This is a genomic window from Rugamonas rubra (assembly GCF_900114705.1).
In the GTDB taxonomy this organism is placed as follows: Bacteria; Pseudomonadota; Gammaproteobacteria; order Burkholderiales; family Burkholderiaceae_D; genus Rugamonas; species Rugamonas rubra.
In genome coordinates, this window is sequence record NZ_FOTW01000009.1 from 292131 (window position 1) to 313151 (window position 21021).

20 protein-coding genes and 1 riboswitch are annotated in these 21021 nt (G+C 65.9%); of the genes, 15 read left to right on the forward strand and 5 right to left on the reverse strand.

What is annotated here, in order from left to right:
• Positions 1-154 precede the first annotated feature (154 nt).
• A complete protein-coding gene (locus BM252_RS10540) occupies positions 155-1651 on the reverse strand; it encodes a cytochrome P450 (protein ID WP_093387203.1) in 1497 nt (498 codons plus the stop codon).
• 53 nt (positions 1652-1704) lie between these two features.
• A complete protein-coding gene (locus tag BM252_RS10545; protein ID WP_093387205.1) occupies positions 1705-2643 on the reverse strand; it encodes a sulfurtransferase in 939 nt (312 codons plus the stop codon).
• 94 nt (positions 2644-2737) lie between these two features.
• On the opposite strand from BM252_RS10545, the gene BM252_RS10550 reads away from it, so the two are divergent.
• Entirely contained in the window at positions 2738-2899 is a 162-nt protein-coding gene (locus BM252_RS10550; RefSeq protein ID WP_425442291.1) for a VOC family protein, read from the forward strand.
• Between the two features lie 23 nt (positions 2900-2922).
• On the opposite strand, the gene BM252_RS10555 is transcribed toward BM252_RS10550, so the two are convergent.
• Positions 2923-3123 (reverse strand): hypothetical protein, encoded by a 201-nt coding sequence (locus tag BM252_RS10555; protein WP_093387208.1) that lies wholly within the window; start codon positions 3121-3123, stop codon positions 2923-2925.
• Positions 3124-3311: 188 nt separating this feature from the next.
• A riboswitch (FMN riboswitch) is annotated at positions 3312-3463 on the forward strand.
• Between the two features lie 97 nt (positions 3464-3560).
• Between BM252_RS10555 and ribB the strand changes: the two genes are divergently transcribed.
• Positions 3561-4217, forward strand: a complete 657-nt coding sequence (ribB, locus tag BM252_RS10560) for a 3,4-dihydroxy-2-butanone-4-phosphate synthase (protein WP_093387210.1) — start codon at positions 3561-3563, stop codon at positions 4215-4217.
• Positions 4218-4301: 84 nt separating this feature from the next.
• On the opposite strand, the gene BM252_RS10565 is transcribed toward ribB, so the two are convergent.
• The gene (locus tag BM252_RS10565; protein ID WP_093387213.1) at positions 4302-5744 is read right to left on the reverse strand and encodes an MFS transporter; all 1443 of its coding nucleotides are present in this window, start codon (positions 5742-5744) and stop codon (positions 4302-4304) included.
• Positions 5745-5885: 141 nt separating this feature from the next.
• Here BM252_RS10565 and BM252_RS10570 point away from each other — a divergent pair, with 141 nt between their 5' ends.
• The 4 genes from BM252_RS10570 (at position 5886) to BM252_RS10585 (ending at position 9341) form a co-directional block, all read left to right on the forward strand.
• Positions 5886-6752, forward strand: coding sequence for a LysR family transcriptional regulator (locus BM252_RS10570; RefSeq protein ID WP_093387321.1), 867 nt, complete (start codon positions 5886-5888; stop codon positions 6750-6752).
• Positions 6753-6824: 72 nt separating this feature from the next.
• A complete protein-coding gene (locus tag BM252_RS10575; RefSeq protein WP_093387215.1) occupies positions 6825-7625 on the forward strand; it encodes an MlaE family ABC transporter permease in 801 nt (266 codons plus the stop codon).
• Between the two features lie 22 nt (positions 7626-7647).
• Positions 7648-8634: an MlaD family protein gene (locus BM252_RS10580; RefSeq protein ID WP_093387218.1), complete on the forward strand. Its 987-nt coding sequence runs from the start codon at positions 7648-7650 to the stop codon at positions 8632-8634.
• Complete coding sequence (locus BM252_RS10585; protein ID WP_245774185.1) at positions 8631-9341, forward strand: hypothetical protein; 711 nt, start codon at positions 8631-8633, stop codon at positions 9339-9341. Before BM252_RS10580 ends, BM252_RS10585 begins: the two co-directional genes overlap by 4 nt.
• Positions 9342-9457: 116 nt before the next feature.
• Here BM252_RS10585 and BM252_RS10590 read toward each other — a convergent pair whose 3' ends face one another.
• Positions 9458-10705: a DEAD/DEAH box helicase gene (locus BM252_RS10590; RefSeq protein WP_093387220.1), complete on the reverse strand. Its 1248-nt coding sequence runs from the start codon at positions 10703-10705 to the stop codon at positions 9458-9460.
• A gap of 201 nt (positions 10706-10906) precedes the next feature.
• Between BM252_RS10590 and BM252_RS10595 the strand changes: the two genes are divergently transcribed.
• The 9 genes from BM252_RS10595 (at position 10907) to cas2 (ending at position 20808) form a co-directional block, all read left to right on the forward strand.
• On the forward strand, positions 10907-11899 hold the full coding sequence (locus BM252_RS10595) for a dipeptidase (protein ID WP_093387223.1): 993 nt from the start codon (positions 10907-10909) through the stop codon (positions 11897-11899).
• Between the two features lie 272 nt (positions 11900-12171).
• Positions 12172-13170, forward strand: coding sequence for a helix-turn-helix transcriptional regulator (locus BM252_RS10600; RefSeq protein WP_093387225.1), 999 nt, complete (start codon positions 12172-12174; stop codon positions 13168-13170).
• Between the two features lie 57 nt (positions 13171-13227).
• Positions 13228-15447: a CRISPR-associated helicase/endonuclease Cas3 gene (locus BM252_RS10605; protein WP_093387227.1), complete on the forward strand. Its 2220-nt coding sequence runs from the start codon at positions 13228-13230 to the stop codon at positions 15445-15447.
• A gap of 45 nt (positions 15448-15492) precedes the next feature.
• Positions 15493-16170, forward strand: a complete 678-nt coding sequence (gene cas5c, locus BM252_RS10610; protein WP_093387229.1) for a type I-C CRISPR-associated protein Cas5c — start codon at positions 15493-15495, stop codon at positions 16168-16170.
• Positions 16167-17936: a type I-C CRISPR-associated protein Cas8c/Csd1 gene (gene cas8c, locus BM252_RS10615; RefSeq protein WP_093387232.1), complete on the forward strand. Its 1770-nt coding sequence runs from the start codon at positions 16167-16169 to the stop codon at positions 17934-17936. Before cas5c ends, cas8c begins: the two co-directional genes overlap by 4 nt.
• Entirely contained in the window at positions 17933-18826 is an 894-nt protein-coding gene (gene cas7c, locus BM252_RS10620; RefSeq protein ID WP_093387234.1) for a type I-C CRISPR-associated protein Cas7/Csd2, read from the forward strand. Before cas8c ends, cas7c begins: the two co-directional genes overlap by 4 nt.
• 15 nt (positions 18827-18841) lie before the next feature.
• The gene (gene cas4, locus BM252_RS10625; RefSeq protein ID WP_093387237.1) at positions 18842-19468 is read left to right on the forward strand and encodes a CRISPR-associated protein Cas4; all 627 of its coding nucleotides are present in this window, start codon (positions 18842-18844) and stop codon (positions 19466-19468) included.
• Complete coding sequence (gene cas1c, locus BM252_RS10630) at positions 19468-20508, forward strand: type I-C CRISPR-associated endonuclease Cas1c (RefSeq protein WP_093387239.1); 1041 nt, start codon at positions 19468-19470, stop codon at positions 20506-20508. The genes cas4 and cas1c overlap by 1 nt, the downstream gene beginning before the upstream one ends.
• A gap of 9 nt (positions 20509-20517) precedes the next feature.
• Positions 20518-20808, forward strand: a complete 291-nt coding sequence (gene cas2 / locus BM252_RS10635) for a CRISPR-associated endonuclease Cas2 (protein WP_093387242.1) — start codon at positions 20518-20520, stop codon at positions 20806-20808.
• The last annotated feature ends 213 nt before the right edge of the window (positions 20809-21021 follow it).

The window sequence follows — 21021 nt, forward strand, 5'->3', positions numbered from 1 at the left end:
CTTCCTCTGCTGTCGGTGGGTGGACGGCCGGCCGGGCGACGCGGACGGTACAGCGCGCCGATGGGACAGCGGCCGGCCTAGATTAGCATGTTTTCCGGCGCGCTTAGGCGCCGCGCCGCGCCGTGTGCGTCCGCTTCGACATGGCGCAAACCGCTCAGCGCGCGCGCAGCCGCACCGGCAACGAACTCGGCGTCATGGTGAAGGTGAAGGTCTCCTCGGCCGGCGCCGCGCCCGGCACCGGCTCGAGCACGAAATTCTTCGCCAGCATGGCCATCGCCATCTTGATCTCGGCCATCGCCAGGTAGCGCCCCGGGCAGAAGCGCGGCCCGCCGCCGAAGGGGAACAGCTTGCGCGCCGGGTCGTCGCCGGCGCCGCCGGCGCCGTCCAGCCAGCGCTCGGGGCGGAACTGGTCGGCCTGCTCGAACTCGCCGCCGCGCTCGGCGCAGTGGCGCAGCAGGCAGAAGATGATGGTCCCGGCCGGCACCGCGACGTCGCCCAGCGCCATGTCGTGGTTCGGCTGCAGCGCCATGATCGGCGCCACCGGCTTCAGGCGCATCGCCTCGCGCGTCGCCGCGTCCAGGTAGCGCAGCTGCTCGAGGCCGCGGTAGTCGTCCAGCACGGCGGCGCCGCCCAGCACCCGCGCGCTCTCGGCGGCCAGCGTCTCGGCCTCGCGCGGCTGGCGCGCCAGGAAGTCGATCAGCCAGGCCATGGTGTTGGAGGTGGTGTCCTCGCCGGCGAACACCATGGTCACGGCGTTGCCGACCACCACCTCGTCGCTGAAGCCGGAGCCGTCCTCGTCGCGGGCGGCGATCAGCGCCTCGAGCATGTTCGACGGCTTCTGCCGCAGCGCCGGATCGCGCTCCATGCGGCGGCGCGCCTCGGCGATGAAGCCGAGGATGGCCTGGCGCACGCGCGCCGAGGCGGCGTCGGCCTCGCGGTCGACGGCGCGCTTGAGCAGCCCGACGCGCCAATAGGCGAACGGCGAGGTCAGCCGCCGCGCCAGGCGGTTGAAGAGGAACTCGATGTCGCGCTGCAGCGGGTTGTCCTCGCGCTCCAGGCTGTTGAGGTCCTGCCCCATCGCCAGGCCGACGGTGACGTCCAAGGTGTAGGCCTTCAGGTCGCGCGCCAGGTCGACCGGGCGGCCGGCGGCGACGGCCGCCTGCCAGCGCAGGCGCAGGCGTTCGGTGTAGGCCGCCAGCGTCGGGAAGAAGCGGTGGATCACCTCGGGTGTCAGGGCGCGCATCACCAGCTTGCGCTGGCGCCGCCACTCCTCGCCCTCGACGGTGAACAGGCCGCGCGTGCCCATCTCCTCGAGCAGGCGGGCGGTGCGCGCGGGGCGCCGCATCGCCTCGGGCCGGTCGCGCAGCAGCGCGGCGATGAGCTCGCGCTCGGCCGTCACCAGCACCGTGCGGTTGAGGATACGGAAGCGGTACAGCGGGCCGAATTCGCGGCCCCAGTCCTCCAGCACGCGGTGGAAGCGGGTCGTGTTGATCGCCCTGGCGCTGCCCATGATGGGGCTGCCCTTCGGCCCCGGCAGGTCGGCCAGCTGGCGCCCCGGCCGCCGCGCCTGCTCCCGCCCCTGCTCCCGCCCGTGCCGCTGTGGCTCGCCGCCGGCCAGGCCGGGCGCCGCGCCGATGCTGACTTCATCCATCGTCGCTCCTCTCGATTCGGATCGTGCCGCCCGCCGCCGCAGTGGCGCCGGCTTCAGCCGGTCTCTACGCGGCGCCGCACCGGGTTGGCCGGGTCGCGGCTCCATTCGCACCAGCCGCCGTCGTAGACGCTGATGCCCTGCCAGTCCATCAACCAGGCGTAGAAGAACGCCAGCGAGGCGCGCCAGCCGGTGCCGCAGTAGAAGGCGGTGCGGCCGGCGCCGACGATGCCGGCCCGGCGCCACTGTTCGCGGATCTCCCCGGCCGGACGCATGCGGCCGTCGGCCAGGTGGAAGGCGCTCATGCTGTTGACGTCGCCGTCGTCGCCCGCCCTGCCCCACAGCGCGCCGGGGATCTCGCCCCGGGCCTCGATGTAACTATACCCCGAAATCTTGCCAGTATGTTCACTCCAGCTGCGAATACTCACCAGCGCGCCGTCGCCGCCGGCCAACAGGGCCTTGGCGCCGATGGTATCGATCAGATAGTCGGGCCGCGCCGGGAACGGCGCGCCGAAGGCGGCCACGGCGTCGTGGCGGGCCGGCGGCCCGGCCTGCACGGCGTGGCCGCCGGCGCGCCACAGGGCGAAGCCGCCGTCGAGCAGGCGCACGTCGCGCACGCCGGCGTACAGCAGCAGGTGGGCGGCGCGCGCGGCGGCCAGCGTGCTGCGGCCGTACAACACGACGCAGCCGTCGTGGCGCACGCCGAGGCGCAGCAACAGGCGCAGCAGCGTCTGGTCGGACACCTTGTTCCACAACGGCTCCTGCTCCAGTTCGGCCGTGTCGATGTAGCCGGCGCCGGGGATGTGCGCCTGCTCGAACAGCGCGGCGCCGCCGCAGCCCACCTCGAACAGGCGCCAGCCGGCCGGCGGCGCGGCCGCCACCGGCCGGCCGGCGTTGAGCGCGGCCAGCCAGGCCGGCGCGACCAGCTGGCGCCAGCGCACCAGGTCCGGGCGGAAGGCGTTTGCGCTACTATGTTGGTCGGCTGGGTGGTTCATCGGTGGACGGCGCGCGGCACGGCCGCGCTGTGGCTATATACTGGAACTATCGACTGGAATTATCGACTGGAATATCAACTGGAAAGGGAGTTCCATGCTGTCGCGCCCGCAGTTCGTCATCGGCGCGCCGTTCGACGGCCGCGACGGCGCGCCGGGCCTGCGGCCGGAATACCATGCGCACTACTACGGCGCCTATCTGCGCGACCCGGACGGCAACAAGCTGTGCGTGGTCTGCCACGACGCGCCGGCCGCCTGAGCGGCGCCGCGCCGTCACGCCGGTCAGGCCAGCGCTTCCTTGGCCGCCTCTTCCGGCGTCAGGCCGTCGTAGAACTGGTCGGTGAACCACTCGACCTCTTCCTCGATGTGTTCCTGCGCCTGCTCCTGCGTGGCGCCGCCGGCCACCAGGAAGCCCTCGACTTCGATGCACCAGTTAATCAGCGCCATCGTTTCCGGGTCCAGCTCTTCTTTTTTCTTCGCCATCTTGATACCTCTTGCCAAAATCACGCACGCCAACCGGTGCCAGCCCGTAGTGTAGCAGCTCGGCCCGGCGGCGGCGGCGAATCGGCCCGCCCGACGCCCGCCCGGGTCTAGTGGAAAACCCCTAGGCGCGCACCGGATCGGCCGAATTGCGCTAGAATTGTCGCGCTTGCCATCCGGCAGGCACAACAATACGTCTTCGGGGCGGGGTGCGATTCCCCACCGGCGGTAAGACCGGCAACGGTCAAGCCCGCGAGCGCCCGCCGGGCAGTGTGCCGGCGGGGTCAGCAGATCTGGTGCGACTCCAGAGCCGACGGTATAGTCCGGATGAAAGAAGATGTGCGGTAACGTGGTCCCCTGTCCGATGCGTCGGCGCGGGCGGCCGCGCGTATTCGCTTGCCCTGTCGCGTTTTTCGCCATCGATGCGAGGAGCGTTTCCCATGTTAGTCAGCACCAACCCGTCCCACCAACTCCACTCCACCGACCTGGAGGGCCGCATCGCCGCCGCCCTGGCCGCCATGCGCGCCGGCGTGCCGGTGATCCTGCTCGACGACTTCGACCGCGAGAACGAGGCCGACCTGATCCTCGCCGCCGAAAAAGTCACCGTCGAGAGCATGGCCCTGCTGATCCGCGAATGCAGCGGCATCGTCTGCCTGTGCCTGACCGCCGAGCGGGTGCGCGAGCTCGAGCTGCCGCCCATGGCCGCCGACAACGGCAGCCGCTACGGCACCCCGTTCACCGTCTCGATCGAGGCGCGCGACGGCGTCACCACCGGCGTCTCGGCGGCCGACCGCGTGACCACGGTGCGCGCCGCCATCGCCGCCGACGCCAAGCCGGCCGACCTGGTCCACCCCGGCCACGTCTTCCCGCTGCGCGCCACGCCGGGCGGCGTGCTGGCCCGCGCCGGCCACACCGAGGGCTCGGTCGACCTGGCCCGCATGGCCGGCCTGCAGCCGGCCGCCGTGCTGTGCGAGCTGATGAATCCGGACGGCAGCATGATGCGCGGCGCGGCGATCGAACGCTTCGCCGAGCAGCACGGCATGCCGATCCTGACCATCGCCGAGATGATCAGCTGGCGCCGCGGCCGGGGCGAGTAGGCCGTCCGACGGCAACGCACCAGGGTTGACGCAAGGGCAGGCGCCAGGGTCAGACCCTAGGGTCTGACCCTAAGGATGCGGCGTTCAAGCCTCGGGCAGCGCCGCCAGCGGCGCCGACGGCCTGGCCAGCCTGACGTGGCGGTACACCAGCGCCCAGGCGCCGGCATAGGCCAGCGCGATCAGCCCGAAGGCCAGCGGCAGGCGCCACCGCCAATCGAGCGCCATGTGCAGCACGCTGCCCATCATCGCCACGCCGACCAGGGCGCCGATCTGGCGGTTGGCGTTCAACGCGGCGGCGGCGCTGTTGGCATGCACCCGGCCGGCCACCTGCATCACCGTCGCCGTCATGCCCGGTATCGCGATGCCGATGGCGACGTTCATCAGCATCGTCCCCAACACCAGCAACAGATAGGGCGTGTCCGGCCGCAGGAAGGCCAGCAAGGCCACGGCCATCGCCAGGCCCACGCTCAAACCGTACAACATCGGCGGCCGCACGCCGACCCGCGCCGAGATCCGTCCAGACAGCAGATTGCCGGCGGCGAAGGCGGCCATCATCGGCACCAGTTGCAGCCCGGTGTGCAGGGCGTCGGCCCCGCCCGACTGCTGCAAAAACAAACTCAACAAGAACAACTGGCCGAACACGGCGAAATTGATCAGGAAACCGACGCCGTTGGCGGCGCCGAAGGTGGCGCTGGCGAACAGCGCGCGTGGCAGCAGCGGATGGGCGCCACGGCGTTCCCGCCGCAGCAGCGCGCCGGCCGACAAGACCGTCAACACGGCCGCCGTCAACACCGGCGCCGAGCCCCAGCCCAGCGTTGGCCCCTCGATCAGCACGAAGCTCAACGCGGCCAGTGCCAACACGCCCAGCGCGTGGCTGAGCAGGGACAGCGCGCGCTCGTGCCGTGGCGTGGCCGGCAGCAGCGTCTGCGTCAGCACGATGCCCAGCAGGCCGATCGGCACGTTCACCCAAAACACGCTGCGCCAGCCGAAGCTGTGCACCAGGATGCCGCCCACCAGCGGACCGGCCGACGAGGCGCAGCCGACGATGGCCGACCAGGTGCCCAGCATGCGGGCGCGGGTGTGGTCGTCGTCGTAGGCGTGGCTCAGCAGGCTGAGGGAGCTGGGCATGAACAAGGCGGCGCCGGCCCCCTGCAGCAGGCGCGCGGCGATCAGCGCGTTGCCGCTGGGCGCCAGCGCGCACAGCACGGAGGCGCCGATGAACAGCGCCAGGCCGCCCTGGTAGACGGTCTTCGGGCCATAGCGGTCGGCCAGCGCGCCGCCGGCCAGCAGCAGCGCGGCGAAGGTCAGCGTGTAGCCGTCGACCACCCAGACCAGGCCGGTGAGCGGCACCGCCAGGTCGAGCGAGATGTCGGACAGGGCGGTGTTGACGGCGGTGACGTCGATCATCGCCATCACGAAGCCTATCGCTAACGTCAGCAGCACCAACAAGGCCGGCACGGCCGGCTTGGCTGCTGCTGCGGCGGCGGCGACGGGCGCGGCGGCGGGGGATTTCTGCGGGGATGTCATGGCTTTCCTATGGCGGGAGAGATTTCAAGCCGCATGGTAGGCCGCTTGCGTGATGCAGTAAATACGCATAAGATCGGCACCCCGATGCGAAAATGCATCGCCAGCACACCACCTCGCCCACACCTCGCCAGGAGCAGCGCCATCGACTGGGACAACGCCCGGATTTTTCTCGCCATCTACCGCTCCGGCACCCTGCGCGGCGCCGCCGGCACCCTGCTGATCGACCAGGCCACGGTGGGCCGCCGCCTGGCCGCGCTGGAAACCTCGCTGGGCGCCCGCCTGTTCCTGCGCACGCCGTCCGGCTACGTCGCCACCCCGGCCGGCGAGCTGGCGCTGGCCGCCGCCGAGTTGATGGAGCAGGCCGCCGACCAGCTGCAACGCGAAATGCAGGGCATCGACAACCGCTTGTCCGGCATCGTCCGCGTCGCCACCACCGACACCATGGCCAGCAGCTTCGTCATCGCCGCCCTGCAGCGCCTGCACGTGATGCACCCGGAGATCCGCATCGTCCTCAGCACCACCACGCAGATCTCCAGCCTGACCCGGCGCGAGGCCGACCTGGCCGTGCGCACGCTGCGCCCCACCAGCCCCGACCTGATCTCGCGCCACCTGACGCGGCGCGACATGGGCCTGTACGCCACCGCCGGCTACCTGCGCGAGCGCGGCGAGCCGCAGCGCGGCACCGCGCTGGCCGGCCACGACATCGTCATCTACCAGAGCAGCATCGCGCCGCGCCACCGCGAAAAAATCTGCGGCGAGCCGGTCGCCAACGCCCGCGTGGCGATGGAGGTCAACAGCGGCATGATGCTGATCGAGGCGACGCGGGCCGGCCTGGGCATCGGCGAGCTGCCCTGCCACATGGCCGACCTCGACCCGCAACTGGTGCGCATCTGGCCCGAGCGGGTCGAACACTACGACACCTGGCTGGTCATGCACAGCGACCTGAGTCGCAGCGCCCGCGTGCGCGCCGTGGCCGACGCCATCGTCGAGACCTTCGCGCCGCAGTAGCGCGGTAGCTAAGTAGAAGCCGGCGGCCCAGCCGGACGCCCCGGCGCCGCCACGCAATGCTAAGATGCCAATATGATTTCATCCACATCCATTCCGGCCGCGCTGCGCCGCCTGCACCGTTCCGCCATGAGCTGGCTGGGCGGCTGGTGGCGCCTGCTGCACTTCGCCGTGCTGATGCTGGAGCTGGCGCTGATGCCGAGCAGCTACCGCCAGCCGCTGCGCCCCGCGCTGGCGCGCCAACTGGTGCAGGCCACCGCGCCCAACCTGCTGTGGTTCACCGTGCTGGCGTCATTGATCAGCCTGGTGTTGATCCGCATCGTCGTGGTCACCTCGCAAAGCTACGGCCTGTCGCGCTTCGCGCTGGAGATGGTGGTGCGCGTGCTGGTGCTCGAGTTGATCCCGCTGACCGCCGCCGCCTTCGTCGCCCTGCGCAGCACCCTGCCCACCGGCCTCGAACTGGCGCAGCGCCGCGCCGAGGGCGACTTCGGCGCCCAGGCCAGCGGCATGGCGCTGCTGCGCAGCGAATACTTCCCGCGCGTGGCCGCCGGCGTGTTCGCCGTCTGGCTGCTGGCGGCGGTCAGCTGCGTGCTCACGCTGCTGCTGGCCTACCTGTCGCTGTACGGCTTTACGCCGTGGGCGCTGGACGGCTACACCCGCGTCGTCGGCCAGGTGTTCAACCCGGCCGTCGCCCTGATCCTGCTGTTGAAGATCGTGTTCTTCAGCTTCGCCGCCGGCCTGATCCCGATGGCCTCGTCCTTTTACGACGGCGCCAGCTACCGCCCCCGCGCCAGCCACGGCCTGAACGACATGGTGCGCGTGTTCGGCGTCATCCTGCTGATCGAAATCGCCTCCCTGATGGGCAACTACTACTGAGCGCGCCAACGCGCCACCCGACATGACCGACACCACGCCCTCCCCCCTGATTCCACCCGAGCCGCCACCGATCCGCAACGCCGAGTTCAAGGCCGCCCTGCTGCTGGCCCTGATGGTGGCGCTGCTGCTCGGCGCCGTGCTCTACCTGATGTACGCGCGCGGCGCCTTCGAGGCGACCCAGACCCTGCTGCTGCAAGCCGACGACTCCGAGGGCGTGGTGGTCGGCATGGACGTCACCTTCGCCGGCTTCCCGGTCGGCCGCGTGCGCCGCATCGAGCTGGCCGAGGACGGCAAGGCGCGCATCGTCGTCGACGTGCCGCGCAAGGACGCCCACTGGCTGCGCACCACCAGCATCTTCACGCTGGAGCGCGGCCTGGTGGGCGGCGCCCGCCTGCGCGCCTACAGCGGCATTCCGACCGACCCGCCGCTGGCCGACGGCGCCGTGCGCGCCCTGCTGGTGGGCGACGCCGGCGCCGAGATCCCGCGCCTGCTGGCCGCCGCCAAGGAGCTGCTGCAAAACCTGAGCAGCCTGACGGCGGAAAACTCCGCGCTGGAGGCCAGCCTGCGCAACGTTAAGGGCATGACCGACAAGATCAACGGCCCGGCCGGCGCCATGGGCCTGCTGGCCGGCGACGACAAACAGGCGCAGCAGCTGGTCGAGCGGGCCAACAAGCTGTTGGTGACGGTGGACGCGCTGGCCCTCAAGGCCGACAGCCTGATCGGCAACGCCGACCGCCGCGTCTTCGGCAAGGACGGCGTGATGACCGACGCCCAGGCCACCGTGGTGCAGCTCAACGCCCTGCTGGCCGACGCCCGCGCCAGCCTGAAGAAAATGGACGCCGTGCTGGTCGAGGCGCAGGCCGTCGGCGCCAACGCCAGGGTCGCCACCGCCGACCTGGGCAGCTTGCGCGCCGAGGTCGAAAGCAGCCTGCGCCGGGTCGAGCAGCTGGTCAACGAGATCAACCGCAAATGGCCGTTCAAACGCGACACGGAGATCAAGCTGCCATGACCAGCACAACGACATGCAACGCCGCCACCACGCCAGCGCGCCTGCCACGACCAGCGACGCTGCTGGCCGCACTGGCCCTGCTGGCCGGCTGCGGCAACAACCCGCCGCTGCCGGATTGGCAAATGGACGCCCACGGCGCGCTCGACCGCGCCCAGGCCGCCTACATGGAGGGCAACGCGAAAGTGGAGGCGGCCGAGTTCACCCGCGCCCGCGCCAGCCTGGCCAGCACCGGCCAGCCCGGCCTGGTGATCCGCGCCGAGCTGCTGCGCTGCGCCGGCCACGTCGCCGCGCTGGCCTTCGACGACTGCCCCGGCTTCGAGCAGCTGCGCCCGGACGCCGGCGCGGCCGACCGCGCCTACGCCGCCTACCTGGCCGGCCGCGCCGGCGCGCAGGAGGCCGCCCTGCTGCCGCCGCAGCACCAGCCGGTGGCGATGGCCGGCAACGACGCCGCCGCCGCTGCTGCTGCCGTGCAGGCGATCGCCGATCCGCTGTCGAAGTTGGTGGCGTCGGGAGTGTTGTTGCGCGCCGGACGCGCCAGCCCGCCGGTGTTGGCGGGCGCGGTGGAGGCGGCGTCGGCGCAAGGCTGGCGCCGGCCGCTGTTGGCCTGGCTGGGCGTACAGGCGCAGCGCGCCGAGCAGGCCGGCGACGCGCAGGAGGCCGCGCGCCTGCGCCGCCGCATCGCGCTAGCCTCTGAGCCGCAAAGATAAAGAACCCCGGGGTCAGTGCCGACATTCGGACACGAACTCAACCATATACCGTGCCATCGCGCCGGCTTACAGCTGAGCCTGTGTCCGAATGTCGGCACTGACCCCGCCTGTTACTACTATTCGCCGGCCAGGGCGGCGGCCTCGCGCAGCTTGTCCTTTTTGCTCTTGCGCTTGCCCTTGATGCCGCCGTTGACCGTGTCGGTCACCGCCGCCACCGGCGTGGCCTGCTCCACCGCTTCGAAGCCGGCGATCTGCTCGCGCTCGAGCAAAATTTCCTGGCGCTTCTCGATCAGGCGGAAGTGCGCCTCGGTGTCGGCGCTGACGAAGCTGACCGCCACGCCCTTCTCGCCGGCGCGGCCGGTGCGGCCGATGCGGTGGGTGTAGTCGACCGCCGAACGCGGCAGGTCGTAGTTGACCACCGCCGGCAGCCGCGCGATGTCGATGCCGCGCGCCGCCACGTCGGTGGCCACCAGCACCTGCAGGCGGCTGGCCTTGAACTCGGCCAGCACCTCGCCGCGCGCGCCCTGGCTCAACTCGCCGTGGAAGGCGCCGGCCGGAATGCCGTTGCGGCGCAGCTTGTCGGCCACGTGCTCGGCGGCGTACTTGGTGGCGACGAACACCAGCACCTTGCTCCAGCGCTGCTGCAGGATCAGGTTCTTCAGCAGCTGGGTGCGGCGCGGCGCGTCGACCAGGATGGCGCGCTGGGCGATGTCCGGCTTGCTGGCCGGCTCGCCGAGCACCTCGAGCCGGGTCGGCTGGTGCAGCATGGTGTCGGCCAACGCCTGCACCTCCGGCGGGAAAGTCGCCGAGAAGAACAGGTTCTGCCGCTGCGTCGGCAGCTGTTCGAGGATGCGGCCCAGCTCCTCGCTGAAGCCCAGGTCGAGCAGGCGGTCGGCCTCGTCAAGCACCAGCATGGCGGTGCGCGAGATCTTCAGCGCGTTGTGGTCGAGCAGGTCGAGCAGGCGGCCCGGCGTGGCCACGACGATGTCGGCGCCGCCGCGCAGCGCCATCATCTGCGGGTTGATCGACACGCCGCCGAAGACGATAGCGACCTTGACCTGCATCGGCAGATGCAGCGCCAGCTTGCGGATCGTCTCGCCCACCTGGGCGGCCAGCTCGCGCGTCGGCACCAGCACCAGGCCGTGCAGCTGGCGCGGACCGCTGCGGTTGTCGAGCAGCGACTGCAGCAGCGGCAGGGCGAAGGCGGCGGTCTTGCCGGAGCCGGTTTGCGCCGCGCCCAGCACGTCCTCGCCGCGCAGCACAGCGGGAATGGCGGCGCTTTGGATCGCGGTCGGTTCGGTGTAGCCGCTAGCGGTGACGGCGTTGAGCAGCGAGGGAGCAAGGCCCAGCGAGGAAAATGACATGATGGCCTTTGGCGTTGAATGCGTATTGATTGCGTATTGATTGCGTACTGGTTGCGTACAGCTTGCGTTGAATTTTCCGCCAGTATAAAGCAGGCGCCGGCGGCGGACAGGAAATCGGTCCGTGCACAATTGTGGTTTCTACAATTGCGCCTTGCCGCCGTTCGTGGGAATATGACATTTTGACAAACCGAGACCGGATTCATGATCAACTGGGACGCCCACGCCTGCCTGCCGCAACATCCCCAGGCCGATTTCACGCCGGTCAGCCAGTTGCACGCCGCCGGCGTCAATCACGTCTCGCTCAACGTCGGCGCCGACATGAACCCGGTGTCGCAGGTGATGTCGGTGATCGCCGGCTACCGCGCCACCATCGCCGCCCACCCCGAGCGCTTCACGCTGATCTCCAGCGTCGACGACATCATCCAGGCCGCCGCCGACGGCCGCATGGCCATCAGCTTCGACCTGGAAGGCTCGACGATGCTGCTCGACCAGCCGGACATGGTGGCGCTGTACGCCGAACTGGGCGTGCGCCAGATCCTGCTGGCCTACAACCGCAACAACAGCGTGGCCGACGGCTGCCACGACGTGCCGCGCGGCCTGACCGGCCTGGGCCACCGCATGGTCGAGGCGATCAACGAGGCCGGCATCCTGCTGGACTGCGCCCACAGCGGCCGCCTGTGCAGCATGGACGTGATGAACGCCTCCAGCAAGCCGGTGATCTTCAGCCACGCCAACCCCTACACGCTGGTGCCGCACGGGCGCAACGTCAACGACGAGCAAATCCGCGCCTGCGCCGCCACCGGCGGCGTGGTCTGCGTCTCCGGCCTGTCCTGGTTCCTCGGCAGCAGCCACCCCAACGCCGACGACGTGGCGCGCCACGCCGCCTACATCGCCAACCTGGTCGGCGTGGCCCACGCCGGCATCGGCCTGGACATCTGCTTCCAGCAGCGCGGCCTGGACGACACGCCGCCCGGCCAGTTCGACCCGGCCTACTGGTGGCCCGCCTCGGCCGGCTACAGCGCCAGCAAGGCGCCCACCTTCACGCCGCCGTCGGTGTGGCGCGAGCTGGGCGCCGCCCTGCGCCGCACCGGCATGAGCGAGGCCGAGGCCGAGATGGTCATGGGCCGCAACATGATGCGCGTCGCCCAGCAGGCCTGGGCCAAGCCGCAGCCGCTCAAGCTGATGGCCGCCTAAGGCTTCCCCGCCCGGTCGTTCCCGCGCAGGCGGGCACCTACATGGGCTGCCGCCTGCGGGCGGTCCGCCAATGCGGACCGCCGGGTTTTGGCGGCTCCTTTAAAGCAACTCCAGCAATGACTTCGCCATTACCATACCAAGCAAATTTGATATTTGTTATTAATTAAGAAGATGAATGATTTACAACAAGACTTTTATCTAAAAATACCTTATTGTAAGAATTATTCTCAGCAGTACCAACATCAACCAACAAATACTTCCCGATCCCCGGCATGAATCGAACTGAGCGCATCTACAAGATCGAACGGCTGCTACATGATCGAGGTATCGTTCCACTTTCGGCTTTTTTAGATGAGCTGGAAATCTCAAAAGCGACCTTCAAGCGGGATCTAGAGTATTTACGAGATCGCATGAATGCCCCAATTATTTGGGACCGCGAGATCGCCGCCTATCGTTTCGACAAGCCGAACGAGGGCATCAAGTATGAATTGCCCGGTCTATGGTTCAGCGCCTCGGAGATCCACGCCCTGCTGACCATGCAACAACTGTTAAGCAGCCTCGGCCCAGGTCTGCTCACGCCTCATGTTGCCCCGCTGCTCACCCGCCTCCGCGCCATCCTGGGCAACGACCGGTATCCAGTCCAGGAATTTGAAAAGCGCATTCGCATTCAACGCCTCAATGCCCGCGCCTACGAACCGGAACATTTTCTTCCGGTGGCGACGGCGGTATTGCAACGAAAACGCCTTCAAATAGAACATTACAATCGATCGACGAATCAAATCACCCAACGGGAAATTTCCCCGCAGCGATTGAATCACTATCAGGAAAACTGGTATCTGGACGCTTGGTGTCACTTACGAAAAGATATACGCAGATTCTCACTCGATTCGCTTCGCGCCGTCCGCATTACTACCGAGCCGACATTGGACATCTCCGATGAAAAACTGTGCATCACCTTGGACAGCGGTTACGGAATATTCTCCGGTCATGAACTGCAGTGGGCCGAGCTGATATTTTTCAACGAGCGCGCGCGCTGGGTAAGTCAAGAAACCTGGCACCCCGAGCAGCAGGGAAAGTTTGACGAGGCCGGCCGCTATCACCTGAAAGTGCCGTACAGCGATCCTCGGGAATTGGCAATGGATATCCTGCGCCACATGCCGGAAGTATGTGTGGTCGCTCCACCGGCGCTGCGCCAGCTGATTCAAGAGCAACTGCAAAAGGGACTGGCGCTCTTTAAGACAAGCTCATCCTGTGAGCCACCAATGGCCTAGCATAGGTAGTACCAGCTCGGAACGGAGCCGCCGTCTCAACCTACACCTGCCGCCTCCATGCCAAATTTCTATGCCCACTCCACCGATCAGGCCGACAAATCGGATTGGCAACCACTCAGTGAACACTTGCAAGCAGTTGGTGACATGGCGGCCCGGTTCGCTGGAGATTTTTCTGCGGCGGAACTTGCCCGTGTTGCCGGACTGCTCCACGATCTAGGCAAGTACACCAAAGAATTTCAGCTCCGCCTGGCTGGCGAACACGGCCGAGTCGACCATTCCACCTGGGGTGCCAGGATCGCTTGCGAACGATACGGGCAGCTCGGCAAGCTGCTCGCCTACGGCATCGCCGGCCATCACGCCGGCATGGCCAACGGACGCGACCCGGGCGAACGGTCGCCTCTGGCTGAACGCTTGCGCGCGGACCTGCCGCAGTTGTTAGCCGACTGGCAAACCGACCTCGATCTGCCAGCGCCGGGACAACTGTCGATGCCAAGCGATTTTCAAGTCACACAAGGACGAGGCCAATTCCAACTGGCCTTCCTTTGCCGGATGATTTTCTCCTGCCTAGTGGATGCGGATTATCTGGATACCGAAGCCTATTACCAGCGCATCGAACATCGCAAGACCCGGCGCGACACGAGCGCGACACCGTTGAGCACGCTGCGGACGAGGCTGGAGACTCATCTCGCGTCCTTCAAGGCCGACTCCCCGCTGAACATTGTGCGCGCCGACATCCTGCTCAAGGTGCGACAAGGTGCGGCATTGCAGCCCGGCCTGTTCTCCCTCACCGTCCCCACGGGCGGCGGCAAGACCTTGGCCTCCCTCGCCTTCGCGCTGGAGCACGCCATCGTCCACGGTCTGAACCGCGTCATCTACGTCATTCCCTTCACCAGCATCGTCGAACAAACCGCCGCCGTGTTTCGACATGCACTCGGCGACCTTGGCGACAACGTGCTGGAACATCACGGCGCCTTCGAAGACGACCCCAGCCAAAGTGCCGAGGCCCGCGACAAGCTGCGACTGGCCATGGAGAACTGGGATCGGCCGATTATCGTCACCACCGCCGTGCAGTTCTTCGAAAGCCTGTTCGCCGCCAGACCGTCCGCCTGCCGCAAACTGCACCATATAGCAGCCAGCGTGGTCATCCTCGACGAAGCGCAGACTTTGCCGCTGAAATTGCTGACGCCATGCGTCGCCGCCATCGACGAACTGGCGCTGAACTACAAGGCCAGCGTCGTGCTGTGCACCGCCACCCAACCGGCATTGAACGCGCCCGGGTTCGTCGGAGGCCTGCGAGACGTGCGGGAATTGGCACCGGAGCCGGCCCGCCTGTTCAGCGCGCTCAAGCGGGTGCAGATCCGTCACGCCGGCATCTTGAGTGACGACGAACTGGCGGCGCGCATGGGCGCGTCTTCACAAATACTCTGCATCGTCAACAACCGACGACACGCGCGCGCGCTCTACGAATCCATCGCCAACGCGCCGGGTGCGTGCCATCTGACGACGCTCATGTATCCCAAGCACCGCAGCAAGGCGCTGGCGGAGATACGCGCCAGGCTACGCGACGGCAAGCCCTGCCGCCTGGTCGCCACGTCCTTGATCGAGGCCGGCGTCGATATCGACTTCCCCACCGTGCTGCGCGCCGAGGCGGGCCTCGACTCCATCGCCCAGGCGGCGGGACGGTGCAACCGGGAAGGCAAGCGGCCCGTATCGGACAGCGAACTGCTCGTCTTCACTCCAGACAACCCCGATTGGGCGGCACCGGCGGAATTGAAGCAATTCGCCCAGGCCGCGAGGGAAATACTGCGCCAACACGGCGCCGATCCCCTGGGCCTGCCCGCCATCGACAGCTATTTTCGCTTGCTGTACTGGCAAAAAGGTGCCCGGCAACTGGATGCCCACAACCTGCTTGGTCAAATCAGCGACGCCGGCCTGGACGGTCTGCCATTCGAGATGCTGGCAAAGAAATTTCGCATGATCGACAACACGCAGATGCCGGTCATCATCGCCCTCGACGAAGCGCCGCGAAAAATCTTGCGCGACCTTGAATTCGCCGACGGCTGCGGCAAGGCGGCACGCGGCCTCCAGCCTTACATGGTGCAAATTCCGCGCCAGACCTTTGCGACCTTGCGGCAGACCGGCGCGATACAAGCCGCCTACGAGAAACGCTACGGCTTGCAATTCATGGTGTTGGCAAACGAGGAACTGTATCACCCGCAATTCGGATTGCATTGGGACGATCCGACTTTCATTCGCAGCGAAGGCTTGTGCTGGTAGCCCATGGCACAGCAACTAGCCGCCGACATTCACTCAGGAGGTCAAATGACGTATGGAATACGATTGCTGGTCTGGGGAGAGCGAGCCTGCTTCACCAGACCGGAAATGAAGGTCGAGCGTGTGTCTTACGATGTCATCACACCCTCGGCGGCACGCGGGATTCTGGAGGCCATTCACTGGAAGCCCGCAATCCGCTGGGAGATCGACCGCATCCAGGTGCTCAAGCCGATCCGCTTCGAATCCTTGCGCCGCAACGAAGTCGGCGGAAAACTATCCGCGTCCAGCGTCGGCAAGGCGATCAAGGCCGGGCGCACCGACGGCCTGCTCACCTTTGTCGACGAGGATAGGCAGCAGCGGGCCGCCACCATCTTGCGCGACGTCTCCTACGTCATCGAAGCCCACTTCGAGCTGACCGCCCGCGCCGAGGCCGGCGATTCCGTCGGCAAGCATCTGGACATCTTCAACCGCCGCGCCCGCAAAGGGCAATGCTTTCATGCGCCCTGCTTGGGGGTGCGTGAATTCGCCGCCAACTTCCAACTGTTGGAAGAGAACGACGACGCGCCCGCCGTCGACCCCGCGCTGCTCGGCAAAACCATCGACCTCGGCTGGATGCTGCACGACATAGACTTCGCCGATGACATGACGCCGCATTTCTTCCGCGCACAGATGACCGATGGCATGATCGCCGTGCCCAGCTTCGATCCCCGTGGGGTGAAGTCATGATACTGAGCGCACTCAATCAATACTATCAACGCCTGGCGGCGCAGGAAAAGGTGCCGGTGTTCGGTTTCAGCCAAGAGAAGATCAGCTATGCCTTGATACTCGGCAGGGACGGCGCCTTGCTCGATGTGCAGGATATTCAAGACACCACCGACAAAAAGCCCCGCCCCCACCTGATGATCGTGCCACAACCGGCAAAGCGCGCCTCCAACATCGCACCGTGTTTTTTGTGGGACAAGACAGGCTATGTGCTCGGCGTCAGCGACAAAGCCGGGCCGCGCACTGCTTTGGAGCACGAGGCGTTCAAAACCTTGCACCAACAATATCTTGCCGACTCCGACAACCCGGCGTTGCAGGCCTTGGCGCAGTTCCTACAACACTGGACACCCGAGCAATTTTGTCCACCGCTGTTCAATGACGAGATGCGGGACGCCAATATCGTCTTCCGCCTCGACGGCGAACAGCAGTATGTCCATCAATCGCCGGCGGCGCAGTTGCTGCGCGCCAAAGTCCTGGCCGGCGCCCAAGCGGCCAGCGGGCTATGCCTGGTCACGGGCGAAACCCTGCCCATTGCGCGACTGCATCCGGCCATCCGCGGCGTGAATGGCGCACAAAGCTCGGGCGCGTCGATCGTGTCGTTCAATCTGGAAGCCTTCGCCTCGTATGGCAAGCAACAGGGCGACAACGCGCCGGTTTCCGAGGCCGCCGCCTTCGCCTACAGCACGGTACTCAACCATCTGCTGCGACGCGACGAACATAACCGCCAACGCCTGCAAATCGGCGATGCCAGCGTCGTATTCTGGGCCGAGGCCAACTCGGCGGACGCCTGCGACAAGGCCCAGCTGCTGTTTTCCGAACTGTTGAACCCGCCAATCGACGACGCCCAAGAGGCGGCAAAGCTGAAAACGGTACTGGAAGCGGTCAGTGCCGGCAGGCCCCTGCGTGAGCTTGGCTTGGATCTCGATGACAACACAGAACTGTTCGTGCTTGGTCTGGCGCCGAACGCATCGCGCTTGTCGATCCGCTTCTGGCAAAACGGCACCTTGGAATTTTTCGCCCGCCGTATCGCCGAACATTTTCAGGATCTCGACATCGTGCCTCAGCCATGGAAAACCGCGCCTGCCATCTGGCGCCTGCTGCACGCCACCGTGCCCAGTCGCGACGGCAAGACCAAGGCCGAGGACATCGCGCCCCAGCTTGCCGGCGACATGATGCGCGCAGTACTCACCGGCAGCCGCTATCCGCGCAGCTTGCTGGCAAACATCATCATGCGGATGCGCACCGACGGCGATATTTCCGGCGTGCGCATCGCATTGTGTAGAGCCGTCCTGGTGCGCGATAGGCGCCTGGGTGTTCATGGAATCAACGAGGAGATCGCTGTGAGTCTTGATCTGGAAAACCGCAACCCCGGCTACCGCCTGGGACGCCTGTTCGCAGTCTTGGAAGATGCCCAACGCAACGCCATCGGTGCGCAAGTCAACGCCACGATACGGGACCGCTACTACGGCGCCGCCTCGGCCGCGCCCGCCACCATTTTTCCCATGCTAGTGCGTAACGCCCAGAATCACCTGAGCAAGCTGCGCAAGGAAAAGCCCGGCCTGGCCGTGGTGCTGGAACGGGAAATCGGCGACATCATCGACGGCATCGGCAGCCAATTCCCCCGCAGCCTGAGGCTGGAGGATCAGGGCCGGTTCGCCATCGGTTACTACCAGCAGGCCCATTCCCGCTTCAACCGCAAAACCGACTCCGACAAAGGAACCGAACAATGAACGCCATCACCAACCGCTATGAATTCGTCTACCTGTTTGATGTCAGCAATGGCAATCCGAATGGCGACCCCGACGCCGGTAACATGCCGCGTCTCGATCCCGAAACCAATCAGGGCCTGGTCACCGACGTGTGCCTGAAACGCAAAATCAGAAACTACGTCACGCTGGAAAAAGAGGGTTCGCAAGGCTATGCCATCTACATGCAGGAGAAAGCGATCCTGAACAATCAGCACGAGCTGGCCTGGAAAGCGCTGGACATTCCGGCCGACGCCAAGGACGGCTACAAGAAACTGCCGAAAGAGGCGGCCAAAGCCAAGGAATTGACGGACTGGATGTGCATGAATTTCTTCGACGTGCGCAGCTTCGGCGCCGTCATGAGCACCGGCGTCAATTGCGGCCAGGTGCGCGGCCCGATTCAAGTCGCCTTCGCCACCTCGATCGACCCGGTGGTGCCGATGGAAATTTCGATCACCCGCATGGCGGTCACCACGGAAAAGGAAGCCGAGGATCAAAGCGGCGCCAACCGCACCATGGGCCGCAAGCACATCATCCCCTATGGCTTGTACCGCTTACACGGCTTCATTTCGGCAAAACTGGCGGAACGCACCGGATTTTCCGAGGCCGACCTGGAGCTGCTCTGGCGCAGCCTGATCAACATGTTCGAGCATGACCGCGCCGCCGCGAGGGGCGAAATGTCGGCCCGCAAGCTCATCGTCTTCAAGCACGAACACGCCATGGGCAACGCACCGGCCCACGTGCTGTTCGATCGCGTCAAGGTAGGCCGCGTGCAGGGCGAAGCAGACACGCCGGCGCGCAATTTTTCCGACTATCAGGTAACGGTCGACGTTGAGGCGCTGCCGCCCGGCGTCAGCGTCAGCTCCTTGATTTGATGCGCCGGGGCGGCGATGGAAGATGACGAACTGATCCCGCTGTCCGCCCTCCAGCATTTTCTCTACTGCCCGAGGCAATGCGCGCTGATACACGTCGAGCAGATGTGGGCGGAAAACCGGCTGACGGCGGAAGGAAAGCTATTGCACGAACGTGCAGACCAGGCGCAGACCGGCCAGCGGCATGGCGTTCGCACGGCGACCGCCATGCCGCTGGTCAACCGGGCCTTGGGCATCGTTGGCGTCGCCGACGTGGTCGAGTTTTACGCCGGCGACACAGCACGCGTCATGCCCGTCGAGTACAAGCGCGGCCGTCCAAAGCAACACCGCGCCGACGAGGTGCAACTGTGTGCGCAGGGGTTGTGCCTGGAGGCGATGCTCGCCCTCCCCATTGAGGAAGGCGCCTTGTTTTACGGCCAGTCCAGACGACGGGTTCGGGTCGTCTTTGATTCAGCACTACGCGAGTTGACACTCAGCACCATCGCCGCCACGCGTGCACTGATCGAGGCGGGCCGAACGCCGCAAGCCGAGTATGCGGCCCGGCGTTGCGACGCCTGCTCGCTAATCGACATCTGCCAACCCCGCTTGCTTGGCCGCCACGTGTCGGTCAATGCCTGGTTGGCCAAGCAATTGGAGGACGACTAATGCGCCGCCAGCTCAACACGCTATATGTCACCACGGAAGGAGCCTGGCTCCGCAAAGACGGCGAGAACATCGTCATGGAAGTCGAAGGGGAAACCAAAGGCAGGCTACCAATCCACATGCTAGAGAGCCTGGTATGCATTGGCCGCGTGCTGGTGTCTCCGCCTTTGCTCGGTTTCTGTGCGGAACGAGGAATTTGCGTCTGCTTTCTTTCCACGTATGGGAAATTCCTTGCCCGGCTGGAGGGACCGGTATCGGGGAACGTGCTGCTGCGGCGCGAACAGTATCGGCGCAGCGACAGCGCGGCGGGACACGCCGCGATCGTTCAAAATATGCTGGCCGGAAAACTGCACAATCAACGCGCCGTGCTGGGTCGCGCGTTGCGCGATCATAGCGACAAGCTTCCCGCCGCTGCGGAGGCAATGGTTCGTCACGCCAGGCTGAGGCTGAAACGCATCGGCGCCAGCCTGGCTGGCGAAAACGATATCAACATCCTGCGCGGAATGGAGGGCGAAGCAGCGCAAGCCTACTTCTCGGTGTTCGACCAATTAATACGGGTCGAACACCCTGCCCTGCGCTTCAAAGGGCGCAGTCGCCGTCCACCACTTGACGCGGTCAACGCCTTGCTGTCGTTTCTGTACACCCTGCTGACCCACGACTGCCGATCCGCACTGGAGAGCGTTGGACTCGACCCGGCCGTCGGCTTCCTGCACAGGGACAGGCCGGGCCGGCCCAGTCTTGCCCTGGATCTAATGGAGGAGTTTCGGCCGGTGCTGGCCGACCGGCTCGCGCTCTCGCTGCTCAATCGTCGACAGTTGACCGAGAAGGACTTTCGGACCATGGACAATGGCGCCGTATTCCTGCGCGACGAGGCGCGAAAAACGCTACTGGTGGCGTATCAGGATCGCAAGCGCGAAGAATTGCTGCATGCGTTTCTGGATGAGAAGGCGCCGCTTGGTCTGTTCCCCGCGATACAAGCGCAATTGCTCGCTCGGCATTTGCGCGGCGACATTGACGGCTATCCGCCATTTCTTTGGAAGTGAGAAATCAGTATGATGGTACTGGTCAGTTACGATGTCAGTTTCGGCGATAGCGGCGGTCCGAAACGCTTGCGGCGCTTGGCCAAGGCCTGTCTCAACTATGGGCAGCGGGCACAATACTCTGTGTTTGAGATCGAGGTCGATCAAGCCCAATGGGTATTTCTGAAGCAACGCCTGTGCGACATCATCAATCCCGATTGCGATAGTCTGCGCTTCTACTATCTTGGCAGGAATTGGGTGAATCGAGTGGAACATATTGGTGCCAAACCGCTAATGGACCTCAACGGCCCATTGATTTTGTAGTGCAGTGCGAACCATAAGCGACCGGCTCATCCCCTGTGGTTTCGCACTGCCCTAACATGTTGATTACCTTCAAAAAATTCCCTCATCTGATGACTTTGGCGATATCAAGGAGGGGAATTATGTTCGGTTCGCAAAAATTGGGATATTTCCTTATTGAATTGAATGGGTTATAACTACCAGGTCGCGCCCCGCGTGGGCGCGTGGATTGAAACT

Bases quoted from the DNA above. Each gene is read 5' to 3' on its own strand.
- BM252_RS10540 (WP_093387203.1), bottom strand. From the start codon at position 1,651: ATGGATGAAGTCAGCATCGGCGCGGCGCCCGGCCTGGCCGGCGGCGAG.
- cas2 (WP_093387242.1), top strand. From the start codon at position 20,518: ATGATGGTACTGGTCAGTTACGATGTCAGTTTCGGCGATAGCGGCGGT.
- BM252_RS10600 (WP_093387225.1), top strand. From the start codon at position 12,172: ATGAATCGAACTGAGCGCATCTACAAGATCGAACGGCTGCTACATGAT.
- cas8c (WP_093387232.1), top strand. From the start codon at position 16,167: ATGATACTGAGCGCACTCAATCAATACTATCAACGCCTGGCGGCGCAG.
- BM252_RS10605 (WP_093387227.1), top strand. From the start codon at position 13,228: ATGCCAAATTTCTATGCCCACTCCACCGATCAGGCCGACAAATCGGAT.
- ribB (WP_093387210.1), top strand. From the start codon at position 3,561: ATGTTAGTCAGCACCAACCCGTCCCACCAACTCCACTCCACCGACCTG.
- cas7c (WP_093387234.1), top strand. From the start codon at position 17,933: ATGAACGCCATCACCAACCGCTATGAATTCGTCTACCTGTTTGATGTC.
- BM252_RS10550 (WP_425442291.1), top strand. From the start codon at position 2,738: ATGCTGTCGCGCCCGCAGTTCGTCATCGGCGCGCCGTTCGACGGCCGC.
- BM252_RS10545 (WP_093387205.1), bottom strand. From the start codon at position 2,643: ATGAACCACCCAGCCGACCAACATAGTAGCGCAAACGCCTTCCGCCCG.
- cas4 (WP_093387237.1), top strand. From the start codon at position 18,842: ATGGAAGATGACGAACTGATCCCGCTGTCCGCCCTCCAGCATTTTCTC.
- BM252_RS10580 (WP_093387218.1), top strand. From the start codon at position 7,648: ATGACCGACACCACGCCCTCCCCCCTGATTCCACCCGAGCCGCCACCG.
- BM252_RS10575 (WP_093387215.1), top strand. From the start codon at position 6,825: ATGATTTCATCCACATCCATTCCGGCCGCGCTGCGCCGCCTGCACCGT.
- BM252_RS10565 (WP_093387213.1), bottom strand. From the start codon at position 5,744: ATGACATCCCCGCAGAAATCCCCCGCCGCCGCGCCCGTCGCCGCCGCC.
- BM252_RS10555 (WP_093387208.1), bottom strand. From the start codon at position 3,123: ATGGCGAAGAAAAAAGAAGAGCTGGACCCGGAAACGATGGCGCTGATT.
- BM252_RS10590 (WP_093387220.1), bottom strand. From the start codon at position 10,705: ATGTCATTTTCCTCGCTGGGCCTTGCTCCCTCGCTGCTCAACGCCGTC.
- BM252_RS10595 (WP_093387223.1), top strand. From the start codon at position 10,907: ATGATCAACTGGGACGCCCACGCCTGCCTGCCGCAACATCCCCAGGCC.
- cas1c (WP_093387239.1), top strand. From the start codon at position 19,468: ATGCGCCGCCAGCTCAACACGCTATATGTCACCACGGAAGGAGCCTGG.
- cas5c (WP_093387229.1), top strand. From the start codon at position 15,493: ATGACGTATGGAATACGATTGCTGGTCTGGGGAGAGCGAGCCTGCTTC.
- BM252_RS10585 (WP_245774185.1), top strand. From the start codon at position 8,631: ATGACCAGCACAACGACATGCAACGCCGCCACCACGCCAGCGCGCCTG.